The sequence below is a fragment of the Bacteroides zoogleoformans genome, assembly GCF_002998435.1.
In the GTDB taxonomy this organism is placed as follows: domain Bacteria; phylum Bacteroidota; class Bacteroidia; order Bacteroidales; family Bacteroidaceae; genus Bacteroides; species Bacteroides zoogleoformans.
Genome location: NZ_CP027231.1, coordinates 2,214,327 through 2,232,766, shown reverse-complemented (window position 1 = coordinate 2,232,766; position 18,440 = coordinate 2,214,327). Strand labels below are relative to the sequence as shown.

At 57.4% G+C, this 18,440-nt stretch carries 13 protein-coding genes; all 13 read right to left on the bottom strand.

Annotated features, from left to right (window positions below):
- Window positions 1-70: 70 nt before the first annotated feature.
- A complete protein-coding gene (locus tag C4H11_RS09165) occupies window positions 71-2,854 on the bottom strand; it encodes a fimbrillin family protein (protein ID WP_129588296.1) in 2,784 nt (927 codons plus the stop codon).
- Window positions 2,855-3,061: 207 nt separating this feature from the next.
- Window positions 3,062-4,165, bottom strand: a complete 1,104-nt coding sequence (locus tag C4H11_RS09160) for a fimbrillin family protein (protein ID WP_106041401.1) — start codon at window positions 4,163-4,165, stop codon at window positions 3,062-3,064.
- A gap of 213 nt (window positions 4,166-4,378) precedes the next feature.
- Window positions 4,379-5,428, bottom strand: coding sequence for a DUF5119 domain-containing protein (locus tag C4H11_RS09155; RefSeq protein WP_106041399.1), 1,050 nt, complete (start codon window positions 5,426-5,428; stop codon window positions 4,379-4,381).
- Window positions 5,425-6,699 carry a DUF3575 domain-containing protein gene (locus tag C4H11_RS09150; protein ID WP_234819813.1) on the bottom strand — a complete coding sequence of 425 codons (1,275 nt, stop codon included), beginning with the start codon at window positions 6,697-6,699 and terminating at the stop codon, window positions 5,425-5,427. Before C4H11_RS09150 ends, C4H11_RS09155 begins: the two co-directional genes overlap by 4 nt.
- A gap of 420 nt (window positions 6,700-7,119) precedes the next feature.
- Window positions 7,120-8,112, bottom strand: coding sequence for a tyrosine-type recombinase/integrase (locus C4H11_RS14665; RefSeq protein ID WP_394336058.1), 993 nt, complete (start codon window positions 8,110-8,112; stop codon window positions 7,120-7,122).
- Between the two features lie 244 nt (window positions 8,113-8,356).
- Entirely contained in the window at window positions 8,357-9,391 is a 1,035-nt protein-coding gene (locus tag C4H11_RS09140) for a DUF4857 domain-containing protein (protein WP_106041395.1), read from the bottom strand.
- Window positions 9,392-9,427: 36 nt separating this feature from the next.
- Entirely contained in the window at window positions 9,428-10,096 is a 669-nt protein-coding gene (locus C4H11_RS09135) for a hypothetical protein (protein ID WP_106041393.1), read from the bottom strand.
- Window positions 10,097-10,103: 7 nt separating this feature from the next.
- Complete coding sequence (locus C4H11_RS09130) at window positions 10,104-10,991, bottom strand: ABC transporter ATP-binding protein (RefSeq protein WP_106041391.1); 888 nt, start codon at window positions 10,989-10,991, stop codon at window positions 10,104-10,106.
- Window positions 10,992-11,195: 204 nt separating this feature from the next.
- Window positions 11,196-11,831: a PepSY-associated TM helix domain-containing protein gene (locus C4H11_RS09125; RefSeq protein WP_106041389.1), complete on the bottom strand. Its 636-nt coding sequence runs from the start codon at window positions 11,829-11,831 to the stop codon at window positions 11,196-11,198.
- A complete protein-coding gene (locus C4H11_RS09120; protein WP_106041387.1) occupies window positions 11,818-12,405 on the bottom strand; it encodes a hypothetical protein in 588 nt (195 codons plus the stop codon). The genes C4H11_RS09125 and C4H11_RS09120 overlap by 14 nt, the downstream gene beginning before the upstream one ends.
- 55 nt (window positions 12,406-12,460) lie before the next feature.
- Window positions 12,461-13,993 (bottom strand): DUF6850 family outer membrane beta-barrel protein, encoded by a 1,533-nt coding sequence (locus tag C4H11_RS09115; RefSeq protein ID WP_106041385.1) that lies wholly within the window; start codon window positions 13,991-13,993, stop codon window positions 12,461-12,463.
- Window positions 13,994-14,012: 19 nt separating this feature from the next.
- Entirely contained in the window at window positions 14,013-15,302 is a 1,290-nt protein-coding gene (locus C4H11_RS09110; RefSeq protein WP_234819812.1) for a DUF4876 domain-containing protein, read from the bottom strand.
- 37 nt (window positions 15,303-15,339) lie between these two features.
- Complete coding sequence (locus C4H11_RS09105; RefSeq protein ID WP_106041381.1) at window positions 15,340-18,111, bottom strand: TonB-dependent receptor; 2,772 nt, start codon at window positions 18,109-18,111, stop codon at window positions 15,340-15,342.
- Window positions 18,112-18,440: the final 329 nt, after the last annotated feature.

Here is an 18,440-nt window from a genome sequence, read left to right as displayed (position 1 = left end):
TGTTACCTCAGATTGCACGATAGCAGAATAATCCTTACAAATAATAATTGACGCGGTCGCTTCGCTCCCTTTATTCTTGGGCCGCCCTCACCCCGTAGCCGTTGCTCCGAAATACGTTGCTGCTCAGCGGGTGCACGTAGCCCAGGCAGAAGTGCAGGTACCTCCCGTAGTACGTGTTGCTCGGCCCCGCCGACCAACAGTAGCCGTAGCTCCCCACGAAGATGGGCACTGCGGAATTGCTGGCCCGATAGCCCGACGCAGGGAAAAAGACGGTTTGGGTCTTACTTGGGTCGCAATAGAAGTTCCAACCGTTGTCCCAAGGTCCTTGCACATTGAATTGTGACGAGTAGCCCGCGTATTGTCCCGTTGTAGTAAAACCGGTGTAAACATTGCCCGGAGGCATTTTGTAGCCTGCGGGGCAAGGGTCGTAGATGGTCTTTACAACAGGGTTGTCGTTATTTGTATAAATGGTGTTGTTTGCACTCCAGAGGTTGGCGTATTTATAATCCATGTAATAATTCGTACAGTACGTGTTAGGCCGGGTGATGCCTGAGGTGATGCAGGCATTATTGTATGAGAAGTTGCTTGTCGGAGGAAGCTCGTCGGTGTGGGATGTCCCCAATGCATCATACCATGTCTTATTCTTCATTGTGGAGCCGTCGAGTATACCCCCCACGAACGGGTCTTTGCGTCCCCACTGGAAGTAGGTATTGTTCCCAAGTTCCGCAATGGTATGCGCTTTCTGTTTCACTGTGATGGTTTGTGTCGCCGCCGGCGTGTATCCTGCCGTAGGCTTCTGCTTGAAGCGTACTTGTACGGTGCGTTCGGCGTAGGTCTCCTCCTTTCCGTCGCACCAACCGAGGTTGACGGTCATAATCTTATAATGTTTACCCTGGTGGTTGGTTATTTCCTTGTCGGGTGTGGCTGTTCCCGTTGTTCCGGGCTTGTAGTCCGTCACCCAGATGTGCCAGCTCCACAGCACGGTGTTCGATGCGTTGCGCACCGCCACCACGGCGTTGCCTTGGTGAATGGTGGCCTGCCCCACAGTAAACTCGAGGTAGTGCCCGTCGGAAGAGAGGGCCACGTTCGTAACAAGGTTCGGCTCGTCCTGCCAGATGAGCGTGCAGTTATCGGGAGTGCAGTTTGCATTGTTGTAAATATACGGGGAGGTAATACCTGCTCCTCGGTGGTTGATAAACGGCTTCAGCACATTGCCTCCGCTTGCCGTAGATGTGTAAGCGGAAGTGTTGTTGCCCGTGCCGGGCACCTTGACGTAATCCACGGCATTTCCGTACACCAGCGGCAATTTATACCTCCCGGCGGCGTTCACTATGTAGCAGTTGGCCGTACGCATGGGGGCGATGTTTCCTTGCCCGTCGTGGGTGGAGAGGTCGTATATGTTGGTGTTTGTCCCGTCGTTCACCGGTGAGGCATTCTTCAGTGCTTCGGTGTGCGGGTTGGCCGAGGCGCTGTTCACCTGTGCCGCCACGGTGGCGGTGTATGTAGAGGGCGAGGTTCCGCCCGCGCCGCTTTCGGTGAAGGACATGAGCCACGCCGGTCTAGTATTGCTCCAGTTCAGCCCGTTGTCCGTGGAGTACTCCACCGTCCACGGGGCAGGTACGGTCTTTGTCGGGTCTCCCGGGCGTGTCACCTCCAGGTAGCTTGTCACCGTGTAGCCTTTCATGCCGCCCGTGTACTCAAAGTCCGCCGGGGGCGTCACCGTCAGTATAGGCGTCACCACGATGCTGTTTGTGCTGATGCGGTATGTCACAGTCTTGCCCATGCCCCACACCTTACCGGCTATGCTTGCCGTGAGCGTGCGCTGCATGTTCGTCAGCTTGTCGGTGTAGACCACCTCTATCTTCGCATTCGCGGGCAGCGTCTGCGGCAGCATCATGAACGTGGCCGACGGCTGTGTAATCTCCGTTCCCGCCACATTAGGGTCGGGCGTCACCACGGCAAGCGTCTGCGCGAAATCCTTTGTGCCCGAGTACCCGCTCCATGTGCTTTCCCCTATGCGGTGCGTCGCCGTACCGTACACCCCCTTGAGGGTTATCTTGGTCACCGTCCCCGGCAGGAGCGGGTTGCCCGTCTCGAAGCGCACGGCCGTCAGCGCGTGCCTGAATGTCAGCGGCGCCGGCGCATGCAGCACGCCCGCCACGTCCACCGACGAGGCCGTCAGCAGGTCGGTCTGGGCGGCCACGGCCGCCGGAACGGTGTAGCTGAATGCCGGTGCTCCGGGCGTGGCGATGCCCGTGGTCAGGGTAACGCCCGCGCAGTGGTGAGGGGCGTAGGCGAAAAACGCCACCCGCTTGTTCGTGCCCGGCCAGTAGTAGGTCGTCGCCCAGCTTTCCGACTTCTTCACCTGCGTGTCGAAGAAGTAGTTAGGGGCAACGGTGTTGTTCCACGTGTCGGCGGACGGGTACACGGCGGCGAACACCGTGGCGTCGGCGTGCATGGTGGCGGTAGTCACCGGTGCCGCCTTGGTGGTTGCGCCGCCGCTTTCCCCGGCAACGCCGGCATCGGCCTCCCTTGCGTCATCTGCCGCCATGTCCTCTTCCGTGAGCGTGTGCAGGTACAGCTGTCTTCCCTCTTCGTCGGTGGTTCCCTCAATGGCGGTTATCTCCACCCGTGGCAGGGTGTCGGCCGCCGCCCGGGTGGCGGCTCCTTTCGTACCGGTCTCCTCCGCCCCTTGCGGTGCGGTCATTTCAAACCCGATGGTCCTGCCCCGCAGGCCTCCGCCGTCTTCCTCGTCCGAGCAGGCCGCAAACAGCAGCGCGGACAGAAGCGCAAGCACAACGCCCGACAGCAGCCGGGAGGTCGTGACCGGGCGAATAAATCTCATAGTTCTCATAATTATTTAACGATTGGTGATTAGTTGAAAGTGATTCTCTCCCCCCCTCCCTATGTGGGAGGGGACGGGGGAGAGGCTTCAGGCTTTGTGGACGCCGGGGGACGGAGGGCCTGCGCCCTCCCCGGCCGCTTGTCCCGGGCCGGTCCAACCCCCGCCGTCCTGTCGATGTGGGTCATGTGCCCGTGGCGGGCATCCTCTTACAGGCTCTTACAGGCTTATTTCCTCCTCGGCCAGCTCGTCCCAGTCCTCAACCGTCACGGTGAACTTGATGGCACCGCCCAATACGGGGTCACCGCCGTTGTTCTGCGTGGTGTCCACGTTCGGGTCGCTCGGATCGTCCGGGTTGGTCTGGTTCGGATCTACGTGTCCGGCGCCGCCGCTGCCCAAGAACTTCAGCTTGTAGGTGTACTTCTTGCCCGGCAGCCAGTTGGTGTTCACCGGCACGGCGGCGTAGGCGTACTTGCCCGACACCTTGGGGAAGATCTGCGTGGTGTTTCCCCCGTTCTTGCTCGAGATCTGGCAAAGCACGGCGATGTAGGCGCCGTCGGCCGTGTTTCCTCCCGTCCACTTGGTCAGCTGCTGCGGAATCATCAGGAAGTTGTCCTTGGTGACTTTCTGAGCGGCGGCCGTCAGTGTGGCGGCGGCGTCCAGCATCGTGCCGTAGTCCGCCGGAGTGGCGGCGGCGGACCACTGGCTTTGCGGCAGCGTACCCGTTACCACCGAGGCGGGGAAGGTGAAGTTCGCCGTGGATGGGATGCGTCCCAGTTTCGTGCCCAATACCTTAATTTCATAGCTTCCAACGGCGGCGGCGTCCATCTCGGCCTTCACCTCGATCTGCGAGAGGATGTGCTTGAAGGTCAGCGCCACGCCGCTCGCCTCGTTGGCGGCCTTCGTGCCGGTATTGTAGGCCACTACCACGTCTTTCTGGGAGGCTACGGCGGCCGTCGGCGAGAAGTTGTTGATGGTCTGCGCCCCGGGGGTTATGGCCACGGTGGTCACGTCCACCGGAGCATAGGCGAAGAAGCGCAGTGTGCCCGTGCCGGGCCAGTAATAGGTCTGAGCGGTGTTCCACACGGTACCGGCCTTGTTCACCTGCAGGTCGGTGAAGAAGTTGGCGGGGGCGGCCGCGATGGACGCGCTCACCTTGAAGGCCGCGATGTTGCTCGTGGTGATGATGGGGCCGCGCGTCACGTTGCCCACGTTGGGGCGGAACTTGATGGCGCCGCCCTTGTCCAGACCCGTGGTCTCGTCCTGCGAGCAGGAGGCGAACGCCAGCAGGCCCGCAGCTAAAAACAATACATTCTTTTTCATGTTCTTGTTAATTTTAAATGATTAATAAAAGGGTTAATTAATAAAGATAAAACAATCAATGACCGATGGTCTTAATTCATATAATAGAGAACCACATCACATACATGTCTTTTATGTCTTTTAGGTCTTTTAGGTTTTACGTCTGATACCTGACACCTGATACCTGACACCTGATACCTGACACCTGACCTCCGGCCGAGGGCCGGACGGCGGCTACATCTCCATCTCTATCGTCTCGCCCACCCAGTCGTCCACAGAGGGTTGGAAACCTCCCCCTCCCGGCTCCACTATGGGGTGTGGCAGCTTCAGCCCGTCTATCACTATGCGCACGTTCAGGGGGTCGGGGGCGTCGTTCACCTGGCCGCTCACGTCGAACGAGTAGAACTGCTTGCTCCCGTCCGTGAGGATGACGTATATCACCAGCGTGCGCAGCTTGTTGCCCGAGGACGGGAGGCCGAAGGCGTGGAAATGGCCCGTGGCGGTGCCGGCGTCGGCGTTGGTGCGCCCCTCGAACGGGATGGTGGTGCGTAGCGGCGAGCGGGCGTCGGAAGCCAGGGCCATGCTGCCCGACAGCCCCGACAGGGAGAAGCTCAGGGCCGACACGTAGCGCAGGTTCTCGGCGTTACGCACCTCCACCGTGTAGCGCGAGGTCTCCCGCTCGGGATAGAACGTCAGCTGATGGTCGTATGCCCCCTCGCCGACGGCCTTTGCCGCGGGCACCTCCACAGCCCCGTCCCGGCCGCCCCATACGGGGTCTGTGGGCAGTGCCACCTCCTCGCCCGTGGGGTTGGCCTCCGACGGGCTGCTCTGTATGCCAAGCGGCTCGAGCAGGTAGGAGGGACGGGTGTAGGCCTCGAAGGTTCCGTAGGCGTCGGTGCCGCGCAGCAGCGTGGTCTCCGTGTCGTTGTTCAGGAACAGGGCCCGGTAGTTGCCGGGAGGGATCTCCACCACGCCGCCAAGGGCGTTGTCGAAGTCGTAGCGCAGCATCTCACCGCCGGCCGTGGGATAGAGATAGAGGCTCATGCCGGTGACGGCCGCTCCGGGAGCCTTGCGCCAGTCGAAGACGACATGCACCTTCGACACGGCCGGCTCGGGGTCGCAGAAAGTCTTGTGGTCGCAGGATGAGAGTGTGCCGGTGATGAGCGCGGCAATCAGGGCCGCGCAGAGTGTCAGCGCTACGGCGGCGCCCGCGGTGCCGAGGGCCCGCAGCGGGCGGGACGTGAGCGGGTGTCTTCCGGTTTTCATCATATTCTCGGTTTTCATCGTTTGCCTCCTTTCTTCGTGTTTACGTTATCATGTCCCAGCAGCCATACCAGCGACACCTCGGCCTTGGTGGGGCCGAACCAGCGGCGCTGCCGGGTGGCCTGCCACAGGTAGCACTCTTTCCGGTGGGTCTCGCACCATCCCTTGGGGATGTACTCGAAGTATTCGCCGCCCAAGTAGCCGATGCCGATGCTGAAGTCGAGGTTCAGCCTGCGTCCGATGGGGGCGGAGTAGCCGTAGGCGATGCCGCCCCCGTAGCTCCAGCGGTCGCCCAGATAGCCCTTGCCGCCCCACTCTAAGTCGTAGGTCAGCAGCTGGCCGTAAAGCCCTATGTGGTGCCCGGTCAGCGGCTTCTTGCCGTAGCTCAGCCAGCGGCGGAGCTCGAGGTCGCCGCCATAGATGCGGTGGTAACGGTGGCGGCTGTCGCTCTTGAGCCAGGTGTACATCCAGTTGCCGGCTACCGACCAGCCGCGGCCCAAGTAGAACTCCAGCCCGATGTTGGGAACGGCGAGGGCGTCATAGAGCAGGTTGGTCTTCAGCGCCATGTAGAAAGGTCTGCGATCCTGCGGCGCTGGTACGGCCTCAGCCTGTTCGGGCGGGAGGATGTAGACGGTGTCCTTCACGGCCTGTTGCGCCTCCTCTGTCTCGTACCACACGTGCAGGGTGGAGGCGCGCAGCTCGGGGAAGAAGCGGCTCTCCATGTAGCGCCAGGCGTAGCCCCCGCCCGCCATGGCCAGACGGCGCTTGCGGCCGTCGGCCACCTTGCCGCCGGCGGTGACCCACTCGGGGGTGTAACGGAGGATGTCGAGCACTTCGTGGCGGTAAGGCATGTATTCGTCCGCCAGCACGAGCTTTTCCAGTCCCTGCCAGTCCACGCCCTTGGGCACGGTGGAGAGCCACCCGAACTCATGGGGGAAGTAGCCGGAGACCAGCTGCCGGATGGCCTCGGCCCTCCGCTCGGAGAGACGCTGGTTCAATGCCGTGCTTCCCTCGGGGGAGGCGCCTGCGGTGACCCGCAGGCCCCGTATGCGCCGCGAGGGGTCCCGGAGCAGGGCACTGAAACGTTCGGTGAAGGCGCGAACGCGCGCGCCGTTCTCACGGAAATAGGGGTCGAGGCGCGATTCGCCCTGACGGAAATAGACGCGCACGGAATCCGTGCCGCGGCGGAAGTCGGATTCCTGTCCCCGGGAATGCCCCAGGGAAAGCAGGAAAAGCAGGAGGAGGAAGGGTCTTTTCATTGCCTGTGAATAAGGGTTATACATCTTTTTCATCTCTCGGACGGGTAACCGTACCGGCTGTCCGTCCGCCCGCCCGTCCGCTTGTCCGGGGACCTGTCATGTCCTTGTCGGGGCGGCTTCGGGCAGGTGTTCCGGGAGTCACACCTCTTGGCAAGAGGTGTGGGGGACGGGAAAAGGCATAAGGAAATTTCCACTCGGGGGAAAGGGAAGGAAAGGCGGGACGGCCGGCAGGTTCCGGCCTCTTGCGGCAGGAGGGCCGGACCTGGGGTTGTAAACATCACGGTGCAGTCGTTTGCACGGGGCGGGGATGCATTTTTTCTCACAAATATTTGTATATATTAAATAAAAGCCTTTTATTTGCAGGCAGTTACGGGAGGGGTCACACCTCTTGCCAAGAGGTGTGGAAAGGGGGTTCTCTTTCATGGCGGATCCCCCGGGATATGGCAATTCCTTTCAGGACGGGAAAACCTCTTCCAGCAGTTTGCGGTTGGCCGATGCCGGCCGCGTGTCGTTTATCTCCCCGATGTATATGAGTGTCGTCTTGGTGTCGGTATGCCCCAATGCCTTGGAGATGACGGGCAGGTCGACGTTCCCCTCGTAGGCGATGCTCGCCCAGGAGTGGCGGGCGACGTAGGAGGTCAGGTTCACCGCTATTCCCGCCTCACGGGCAAGGGTCTTGAGCGCGCGGTTGTAGCGGTTCAGCGCCGAGGAGTAGGAGACTTCCACAGGATTTCCACGTTTCGTCCTGCCCTTACCGCCGTCTTTCCCCTTGTCCGTATCACCGCCTTTCGTCCGGTCTTTCTCACCGCCTTTCATCTTATATAATATGGGAAAGAGGTAGTCCGACTCCCGCGTCGCATACTTGTCCAGTATGTCGAGCATGCAGGGTTCCAGCGTCACCCTGACCTGCCGGCCGGTCTTGCGCCGCCGGTAGGTAAGCACCCCGTCCCTGACCTGCGGGCGCCGGAGGCCGGCCAGGTCCGCGAAGGGCATGCCCATGGCGTAGAACGAGAAGAGGAAGAAGTCCAGGGCCGCAGCCTCCACGGCTGTCCGCTTCCTCCCGGCTTCCCCGGCCTCTGCCCCGCCTCCTGCGGGGGAGAGGCTTTTGAGCCTGCGCAACTCCCCTGTGGTGATGCCGCGCTTCACCGTGGGAGAGTTGCCCGTGAACACGCCCTTGAAGGGCTTCCTGTCCTTCACGAGCCGCTTCGAGGCCGCTTTGTTGTGGATGGCGCGCAAGGAGCGCATGTAGCACGAGGAGGTGTTGGGGCATACGCCACGGTCTTGCAGCCAACGCTCGTAGCGGCGCACATTGTCGGCGTTGAGCGCCGATACGGGGACATCTGTGTTGCCGCAGAAGCGGATGAAGGAGCGCACTGCCGTACGGTAATTTTCCGCCGTGGAACGACTTACGCCACGGGGTGCCTGCTCGGCACAAACGGAAAGCATCGGAACCGGCTTCCGTTTTTTCCCGGCAGGTTGCTCTATGCCGGGCTCAATTGTATGGCCCGCCTGCCTAAAACTTGGTAAAAAATAGATCATCTCTCGATTGGTTTAAGTGATTATGCAGACAAAAATAAACGTTTCCCTTACACGGGCGATATGCAACAGCGAAAGTGAGTGTGAGCTTTCGGCATCCATCGCCCTTTCAGGGAAACGTTGTATCTTATGGAGAACAAGCAAGCAGTGCTTGTCAGAAGAAGTGCGGCTTGACGTACTTATCCGTGTACGAGGTGAAGTGCAGTCCGGGCATCGGGCCGTCGGAGATCGGGATGCGCATCGAGTCGATGAGCGAGAAGTCGTCGGCAGACAGCGCATAGTATTCTTCCGCCTCGGGCGTCACAACGCAAACCGTCCAGTCGAACATATTGCCGAAGATGGTGAGCTTGTCCGTCTCCGGATTGTAGGAGGGCAGTCCGGTCTTTATCACTTCGTAGGTCTTGTTCATCAATACGTAGAAGGAATGGTCGGCATCGGTGAGGTATCCCAGTGTCTTGCGGTCGGAGAACTCCGTGATGAAAAGGTATTTGGCGTGCAGTCCTTCGGGCAGGGGGATGGCGCGCACGTAGGGACGGCCCCGAACCTGCTTCAGGTGGAACAGCTTGCCCTCATCGTCCAGAATGAGGTATCCTTCATCGTATTCTTTCCGAGGGTTTGGGTTGCCGGCTATACGAGAGGCGGGAAAGCGGAAGCCTTTCTTCACGAGCGCCTCCGTAAACTTCGCGCTCTTCGCCTTGTCCACGCTGTTACTGTCCATCACAACGAACTCAATGCCTCTCGGGGTGATGCGGAATACATCATCCGGCATGGCCAGGTCCACCCGCTTCGACATGCTCTCCAACAACGGATACAAGGGGACGACGGCGGTATTGACTTCCGACGCCGATACACGGAAGTTGAAGTTGGTGCGCTGCACCTCGCGCGGTGTGACGGGCACCCCCTTCAGAGTGTCGGGGAAGCGCTCGTCGGCCATCAGTTGCCGGACGTAGAACAGGGGCAGGATGCTGTCTGTCTGTTCCTGCGTATAATTGTTGCCCGAGCGATCGCGCCGTATCATGCCGGTGGCCTCGTCGTAACCGATGGAGAGGAAGTCGCCAATCACGCAACTGTATAGGGCGAAAGGCGTGCGCGAAGGCTTGGAGGCGAAGAATGCGTAGCACCACGGCAGTTGCCAGAGGAGCAACAACGCCACCGTGAGGTATAGGAATAGTTGACTAAAACGTTTCATCTCTTTGTTATGCTTTAATGATTGAATGGGGTGAGGTCAGTCTTGCCTGCCCGCCTTGAAGCGCAGGACGGAAATCCACGAGAGGCTGACGCACAGCAGGCTGTAGACGACAAGCCACGGCAGAAAACCGTTGTATGCCTCGGGCTCGGAGGAGAGGAAGAAGATGCGCAGCAGCAACAGCGTCACCGCCAGATTGAACACCCGCCGTTTCCAGGTAGGCTCCAGGCACACCCATGCCGTGAGCGAATAGGCGCAGAGGCCGGCCACGTACCAAGTGGCGGCCGTCAGCAGGATGCGCGTGTAGAGCTCGGAGGCAAGCACGCCCTGCAGATAGACGAACATCAGCAGGAAGTTCGCGGCAAAGCAGACGGTCAGTGCCAGCAGGCCGTAGAGCAGCATGAGGTTTATCATCCGCAGTTGCGGATAGGGCAGGTGCAACGTCAGCTTCAGGCATTTGTGATACATCTCGGGGATGAACTGCACCAACGCCAGCAAGATGCCCGCCAGCAGGGGGATGTATTGCAGCAAGTCCACGAAGATGACGTCGCGCATCAGCATCACCTCCCAGACGTGGGCGGCGCCTTTCAGTTCGACCACGCGATTGACGCGCAGCATGCAGTATCCGGCAAAGCCCGTGGTGACGAAGAAGGCGAGCAGCAGGTACCAGCGCGTCTTAATCCATTCTTTATAAAATATAGCGTTCATTTCTTTCTTAATATTTCCCGGTGAGGCCGATGAAGGCGTCTTCCAGATTGACGGTTTCACATTTCAGTTGACTGTAGGGCACTTGCAGGGCGGCGAACCGGGCTTCCACTTCTTGCCGAGTGAGGAAGGAGAATGTCTCCAGCGTGTTGCGTATCACGGCGGGATGATGGAAGTCCGCATCCTCCGGCAAGGTATAGCCTTCGGGCACGGTGCAGGTGTAGCGGCGTATCGTGTCGAGCAGTTCCCTGACGGGTTGTTGAATCAGGATGCTGCCGTAGTCCATGATGATGCAGTCGTCTATCAGGCGTTCCATGTCTTGAATGATGTGCGAGGTCAGGAAGACGGTTTTGTTCTCCGAGCGGGCATAGTCGCGCAGGTAATCTACGAAGAGGCGGCGGTAGCCGGGGTCGAGTCCCAGCGAGAAGTCGTCCAGTACCAGCAGCTCCGGATTCTGTGCCAAAATCAGACCCAGCGCCACTTGCGAGCGCTGTCCGCACGACATGCGCGAGATGCGCTGCTTGGGCGCCACTTTCAGCTTGTTCATCAGGTCGTAGTAGGCCTCCTTCCGCCACTGTCCGGGATAGAAGGCGGCATAAAACCGCTCAATCTCGCGGATGGTCATGAACTGGTATTGCACATGTCCCTCGATGAGCAGTCCGATGTTTCGGCGCAAGGCCGGCGGCATGGTCTGTATGTTCTCTCCGAAGATGAAACATTGTCCCGAACGGGGCGTCAGGTAGCCGCTCAAGATGTTGATGGTGGTGGTCTTGCCCGTTCCGTTCTTCCCCAGCAGCCCCAGAATGCGCCCTTGCGGAACACTGAAGCTGAGGTTCTCGTATATCAACCGTTTGCCGTAGTAGTGCGTCAGGTTATTGCATTCAATGATATTTTCCATTGATTAAAGAAACTCCGGCCTCTCCCCCGGCCTCTCCCCCATAGGGAGGGGAGAGGGAAAAGAGTAGGAAAGGAGATGAAATAAAAAAGTTCATGTTACATATTATACATATTGCCCTTGCAAGGATAAAATGCTCCTTGCAGGGATCAGACAGTCCGAACCCCCTCCCCCCTCCCTATGGGACAGGAGACGGGGAGAGAGGCTTTAGAGAAAGAGAAACAGCAGCGGTATCAATATCCCCGCCGCCAACTCTATTCCTCCGCGTCCCCACAATCCTTTCGGGCCTTTCAGCATGATGAGGCCTGTCAGCGTGATGAGGATAAGTCCTCCCGCAAACAAGTCGGAGAAGTGTGTCCACCAGCTTCCGGGGTTGTAGTGCAGCTTGGTCAGGGCGCTCAGCAACGGACGGCGTGTCAGTTTCTCATACACCACGTGGCGGTCGGCAAGGTCTATCATCACGTTGGAACCTCCTTTCAGAAACACCTTCATCTCGCCCTCTTTGGGGAAGTAATGCTTGGTGTAGTTGCCTGCTTCGTCGATGGGTTCCAGCAACTTCAGCACATCCTCCTTGCGGATATCCGCTTGCGGGAGAAGCGCCTCGGTCAGCTTGTACTCCTGTCGTTCTATCGAGTAGTGAGGATTGAAGCTGCTGCGGTGGTTCATCGCAATGCCCGAAATGGCGTATATCAGCACCATCCCCGAGAAGAAGAACGACACGTCGCGGTGCACAAGGCGGCACCACTTGCGCAGAAGCGTGCCGGCCTTGCCTTGAGTGTTGCGTTGCCGCTCGTTCTTGACGTTCGGTATGCCTTCTTCCGTCGGCGACTTACTGAATCTCATAGCCGGTGGCCTGTATGTAGTAGAAAGACAGATAGGCTTTCCCCTCTTTTGCCTGACGGTCGGCTATCTTGGCACGGAAGTCGGCGATGCGTGCTTCGGGCGTGTTGGCCGTTTCGTTGCGTGCTTTCTTCTCGGTGCTGCATCCGCCTTCACCCTCTTCGCCGTGCTTTTGGGCAGAAGCTTCTTTCAGTTGAGATTCCCATTTTTGCAGGTAGGCTTCGTCCACACGCTGTTCCATGAGCGTACCTTTCACACGCACGATGCTGTTGACGCATTTCGTGTCGAACGAACCCAGTTCGCCTGCTTCCACACGAATGGTCTGCGTGTCGTCGCTGCCCATCAGGAAAATCTTGGTGGCACCGTGCTTGCAGGCATGCGTGCATACGCCTTCGACGGTCACTTCCTGATTGGCCAATGCTTCGGCATCGGCCAGCAGGCTGTCTATTCCGAGTACGCCTGAAGTCTGTTCGGCGGTTGTAGAACTGTCCGCGTTCTTGGCTTGCTTGTTGCCGCATGCGGTGAATGTGAGTGCTGTTGCAGCAATGGCTGCGATGAGAATGTTCTTGGTTTTCATTGTTCTCTTGTTATTAGTTAGTATAAAAATGTTGTTTGCTAATGATTGGACAGGCCTACAGATACACTCCGATGCCTGCTTGGAATGAACGGTTCTTCTCGCGGTCGGCGTATAGCGTATGTTGCCACCCGACTTCCGCGTAGCCCAGATTCTTTCCGATGTATCGAGACCATCGCAGAGAGAGGCCGTATGTCGTACGGCTGCCGCTCAGCATCTCGAGGTTCTGTTGCAAGACGGTCAGGGCATACGGGTGCGCCGTTTGCCCGGCGATGTTCAGCGAGGCGTCTATCTTTCCTTGGTAAATGCCGTAAACACGCGCGTACAGCAGGCTTTTGCTCCATTTATGGGTCGAAGCAAAGTGCAGCGAAGCGCTCCACAGACTGTACTTCATGCTCTTGGCAGGCGTGTGGTAGGTGTCTTCCCGTTGCAGATACCCGATGGCAGGCTGCAGGCTCCATCGCCACTTCTCCGTCTGTTCCTGCTCATAACTGCCGCTTGCCGTTGCGTGCAGCGCCTTGCTGCCGAACTGCTCTACGGCGGAGATATGCGGATAGATGTGGTTCACTGCGTCGCCGTAGAGGTTTTCCGTCCCTTTCCGCTCGTTGTAGGCTACCGATGCCTTAAGGCCGAAGAACCGGCGGGCATGCCGTAAGAAAGTCCGGGTCACCTCGCCTTGCAGGTTGTTTTCTTTCAGCTCGTTCAGTGTGAGGTCGTTGGACTCGGGCAGCATCTTCTCGTAGAAAGAATAACGATAATGGAAGCTCCCGCTCCATCTGCCGCCGGCCTGTACGGGCAGCAAATCTACTCCGGCTCCGTAGCTGTGTCCCTGATAGCGAACGGTCGTGCGGGTACCGTCGAAGCGGGTGTAGCTGTTCCCCAATCCCGTAAGGTGGAACGTCTTCGATACCCCCAGTTCGTTGTAGTAGGCCAGAGAGCCGTTTTGCTTGTATTTGCGCGCTTCGGCGGACAGAGCCACCGCATACGGGGCCCGGATGCCGTAAGCGGCGCCGACTTTGGCCTGCAGGTCGGCCGCCTTATTGTTGGGGCGAGGGTCTATGTCGCGAAACTCTTGCACCGCCCGGTACGAGAATTCCCCTCCGAACGTCCACCGTCCGGTTGCAGCGGCATATCCGCCTCTGAAGAAGTAGGTTTCCGACTTCATATCTCCGCCTATGGTGTCGGCGGCAACGTACGGGTAGAGCAGTTCATAGTCCGAACTTTCGTTCCACTGCACATTCCGGCGCGTACCGTTCCGGTAGTAGGCATCTCCCCATATACGCGATTTCTCGGATGTGCATACGTACGAGTCGCCCGCCACAAGGAATCCTTTCCATCCGTCTCCCAGTTCTGCCACGATCGCCCGGCTTTGTCCGTCCCACCGGCCCCCGGCCCCGAGGGTGGAGAGCGAATAAGATTGCCGATAATAGTTCAAGGCAGGATTGAGGAAGGGGCGTGTGAGGAACTCCCGCTTGGCGGCGGAGTGCATAAATGCCCTTTTCAGTATGAAAACCGTGTCCTCCCCTTGAGCCCAAGAGGAGGATACGGCTACCGACAGGAATAGAAGTGAAGAGATGAGCCCTTTCTTCATTTTGCTTTCGGAGGATGGTTTATTCGTGGAACTTGAAGTAAGGATCGGCTTTCTGCTCGGGCAGGAAGTCCGCAGACGAGTCGTTGGTGTCCTGCAGGGTGATGCCTGAAAGCACCTTGCGACGCACGCTCTTGCCGTAGCGGGTCTTGTCGCTGTTAACTTTTCCGCAGTACGTCCAGCCTCTGTCCAAGGCAGGCGATGTCACGTTCCATTCGTATTCGCTTTCCACACAGAGGTTGACGGCGTCAAGCACCCATTTGTTCGGAATCTTATAGGCATTGTTAGGACCCATTTCGTACACGTTTCCGTTGATAATCATGTTGTACTTGTATTCGTAAACATAGTCTTTCAGATACTTTTCGGCAGAGAGCTGGTTGTTCTCGTCGTCGCCCAGACGTGCCAGCACGAAGGCTTTGAAGCCGCGGTTGTGAGGGCCCCAGATGGTGCGCGTGTAGCAATAAATCTTTTCCATGTTGGGTACGGGGGTATCGGTATCTGTGAATTTCGGGTTGGAACTTTCGTCATACCACTCGAAGTCGGCTTTCGTCAGGTCAAAAGAATTGGAGTTGACGGTAGTATGGTTCTTGCCGATGTCGCACAGCAACAGAGACTTTCCAGGGGCAACCATGATTTTACCTCCCAGCGGGACGCGGTAGATGGCGTCGGTGGTGAAGGCTTCGTTCATAATGTCCGGAGAATAGGTGTACTTGCTTACCGTGAGGAATGCAGACTCGGCGATGGTGAGTCCGTCTGCGCAGAGCGTATCGCCCGAGTTGTTGTAGATACGTATGTATTTGTCGCCGTTGTACTGCTTATTCTCCGGGGTTTCTGTTCCGGTGAAGAAGATTTCGGCAATGACGAAGCTTCCGCTTTCTTTGCTGTCGTTATACAGATAGCCCGTAAGGTTGAGCGGGGCGGAGGCGGAGGTTTCGGTCAGAGTTACCGATTCCTTATAGGCCCGTATCTTGGAATGGATGGTCTCTCCATTCAGGCGGTAGGTCAGAGAACCTTCCATGCTGATGGTGTAAAGCCCTTCGGGCACACTCACGGCGATGCTTACGGTAGAAGGAGAAAGAACATTGGCACGAGTGGCGGGTTTCACGACGGTGGTCTTCTCTCCCGTATTGATGTTCTTCAATACCAGTTCCTGAATGCCGATAACGGGATTCTGATTCCGTAACTCGGCAGGCGCATTGAACTGCATGGTCACATTGGCCATCTTTACACTGTTGTCATCGTCACTGCTACAAGCGGTGAACGCCAAACCTGCAATCACTGTCATGCAGATTGCATAAAATACTCTTTTCATTTTCATCTTCTTTTGATTTTCTGTTTGATTAGGATTATTATAGTTTAAGTTTCAGCTCCATCCCGAAATAAGGACTGGCTGCTGTTCTTCGTATGAGGTATCCGTTTCGCGTGTAGTCGGGCACATAGTCCAGAATACGGTTGGCGAAAAGTGCGATGGACATATTCTTGCCGAACTCTTTGGTGGCTTTGAAGTTGACGTACATATAGAAAGGTGTGGTTGTCTTCTCTGCCAAGGCCGAGGAACGAGCAATGACCAAGTGCTGCTTGTAAGTATCCTTTTTGTCTTCCTCGGTGTAGGGCGAAACCTTTCCTGTGGCGGCATCCATGTAGGCGATGGGAGTGCCGCTTGCTCTGGGGTTCTGCCTGCTTTGAAACCACATGCACTCCGAAGTGGCGGAAAGGGTCAGGCCTAATTCCTTCAGATAGGTATCTACCGTGAAGTTGGTGTTGAACTGCCCGTAGTGAGAACTGTCGTCCGTTTCGTAGATGCCCACGTACTTGTCGCTCAGAGCTACGCCGTTTACTACCGCGGAAACGCTTTTGGCTATGGGCTGGCTGTTCTCGTAGATGGTGTACAGCCAAGCCCCGTTCACGGTGAAGCGGGTATTGAGTGCCTTGAAGCGTTCGGTAGATAACTGGAACTCCACTCCCTCTTTCTGTGTGCGGCTGCCGTTTCCGGTGTAGGAGTAGCCTCTCAAGATGGTTCTCATCTCATAAGGCATGTCTTCCAAAGCCGGTGGGGCAGTCAGTGCGGAGCCGTCTATCTTGCTGGAGTCGTACACCTTGTATTCGTACGGAGAATAGGTCGGAATATGGCGGAAGCCGGAATTCATCCGTTCGTGGAAATAAGTGACGGAAAGCGTGTTTCTGCCGTAATCCAGACTCAGACGCACTTCCTGCTTGAAGTTACGGGCAGGCCTCAGGTCGTAGTTGGTGGGGTTCACGATGTAAGTGCGCAAGTTGATGCGCTTGTATGCGGGATTGGCGTGCCAATAGTTCAGCTGCGTGAAGTCCATGTAGATGTTGTTCGGATGGAGTTGCGAAAGGGTAGGCATCAACAACAGCCGGCCCATGCCTCCGCCCAGTCTTATTACCAACGTCTTTCCCCTGAAGCCGATGCCCGGAAATCTCCACTGCACGTTGATGCGCGGGTCGAGGTACATCTTTCCGCTCAAGGCGTACCGCTTGTCGAGGTTCAGCATCATGTTGCCGTTTATCCCGGCTTGCACTTCCAAGGAATGCCTTCCTATGGGGATGTTGACATTGTCTTCTACATACACATGCCACAGCTCGGAGGCAGGAATGTCGCTGTATTTGCGCGGGCGCAGGAAAGCGCTTCCGGGGTCGAGCGGACGTGCGGGGTCGTAGATCTGTCCGCCTCCGAAGTTCTTGTCGTACCTGAAGGTGCTTCCGACCAGCAGCTTGTGGCCCGCCAAACCGGTCTGCATCCCGAACTCGGCGGCCAGCTTGGCGTATAAGTTCATCGGCTTGCCGTCTACCGTGGTATGGGCAGTGTATTTGTAGGGCAGTATCTCCGCGTCGTGTTCACCCGCCTTCGTATGGGTGGGCACCGCCCAATCGCGGTCCAGATGCATGAACCGTGCGCGTTTTATCTCGTCCCACGACATGCCGGCAGAGAGGTCCAGCTCCAATTTCCGGAAGGCTTTCCCTCTGGGCGCCATCCATTCCAGCAGGCTGTGCCACTTTCCGCTGTGGAAGCCGGAACGGTAGCTCTCTTCCGTCAGCCTCTCTATATCGGGGTCGTTCTTCACGTGGTCTATGTTTCCGGAATAGCTTACGCCGGTTTGCCACTTCAAGGCATGTCCGTCGCGCAATGTCCATTTCTTATGGAAACGCGCGGAGGTGGTGATTCGCTTGTACAAGTCGTAACGGTCGCGCGGGTCGTTCTGCGCATTCAGAAAGTCGATATCGACCGAAAGCCCCATGTCCCTACTCTTCCACTCCATGCCTTTGTTGGCCGAAAAGAGCTTGCTGCTTTGGTCGGCCTTGAAGCGCGTTTCCAGCGGGGTGGCTTTCAGCTTGCGTTTGATGATGACTACTCCGTTTGTCAGGTTGTTGTATTGCACGGAGGGAATTCCCCGGACGATTTCCACGCTTTCGATGTTGTCGGTGGGGATGTTACGCATATCCACGCCGGCGTTCACGGCATTGTATCCGTCGAAAGAGGCCGTGATGTCCGAGGCGACGCGTTGCATGTTGGAGGCGGTGCTGACGGGTATGCCGTCTATCACGAATTGTGTGCCCAAAGACCCGGTGCTGTAGTCCGAATCGCCTGTCCCCACTTCGCGCAGGTGGATGATGTTGGCCCCGCTCATGTTCGGCGTGCTTGTGCTTCCGCCCGGCAGCAACGCCAGCAGGTCGGTGAAGCTGGAGGGTTGCAGGTGCTCCATGGCCGTGCGGTCTATCTTCGAAGCGCTGGTGATGCCTTTCGATTCGGAGGCGGTGACTACCACCTCGTTCAGCGTGGTGGACGAAGGCAACAGCCGGAAGTCCCGATAGATGTCTCCGTCTATCCGAATGTTTTTTTCCTGCGTTTCATATCCTATGTAAGAGACGATGAGCAGGTAATTTCCCGTCCCCAGCCCCCGAATGCCGAACTTGCCGTCCGCATCGCTGGTGGTTCCGTAGAACTTGCCCGCATCGGACTTCAGCCGTATCGTGGCGAAAGGCAATACATCCTTGCTTTGAGCATCGAAGACGCGACCGCTGAAACTATGGGATGATTGTGCTGAGCAGAGGATACAGATGAATAGTAAATGACTTATGAGGAACGACTTTTTCGGCATTATACACTTATACAAATTAGAGCTTACAAAGGTACGGCGATGACAAAAAACACGCAATAACTAAAAATAGGTATTTCTTGACCGGAGGAGGTGGGATTGCACCGATAATCGAGGAGAACGATACCTATTTATGGCTATGCCCATACTTGCCACCGACTTGAATGTGTGGCTCTTAACCCCATGTTGACACTTGCACCCATGCTGCAAGTTACATCATCTTCTACGATTGATTATGGATGTCATAGTCCCTGTGTTTTGTTTCTTTTAGCACCACAAATGTAAGCGCTTTTGTGTGAAAGTCGTATATTTGCGGACTTTAATTAAAAGAG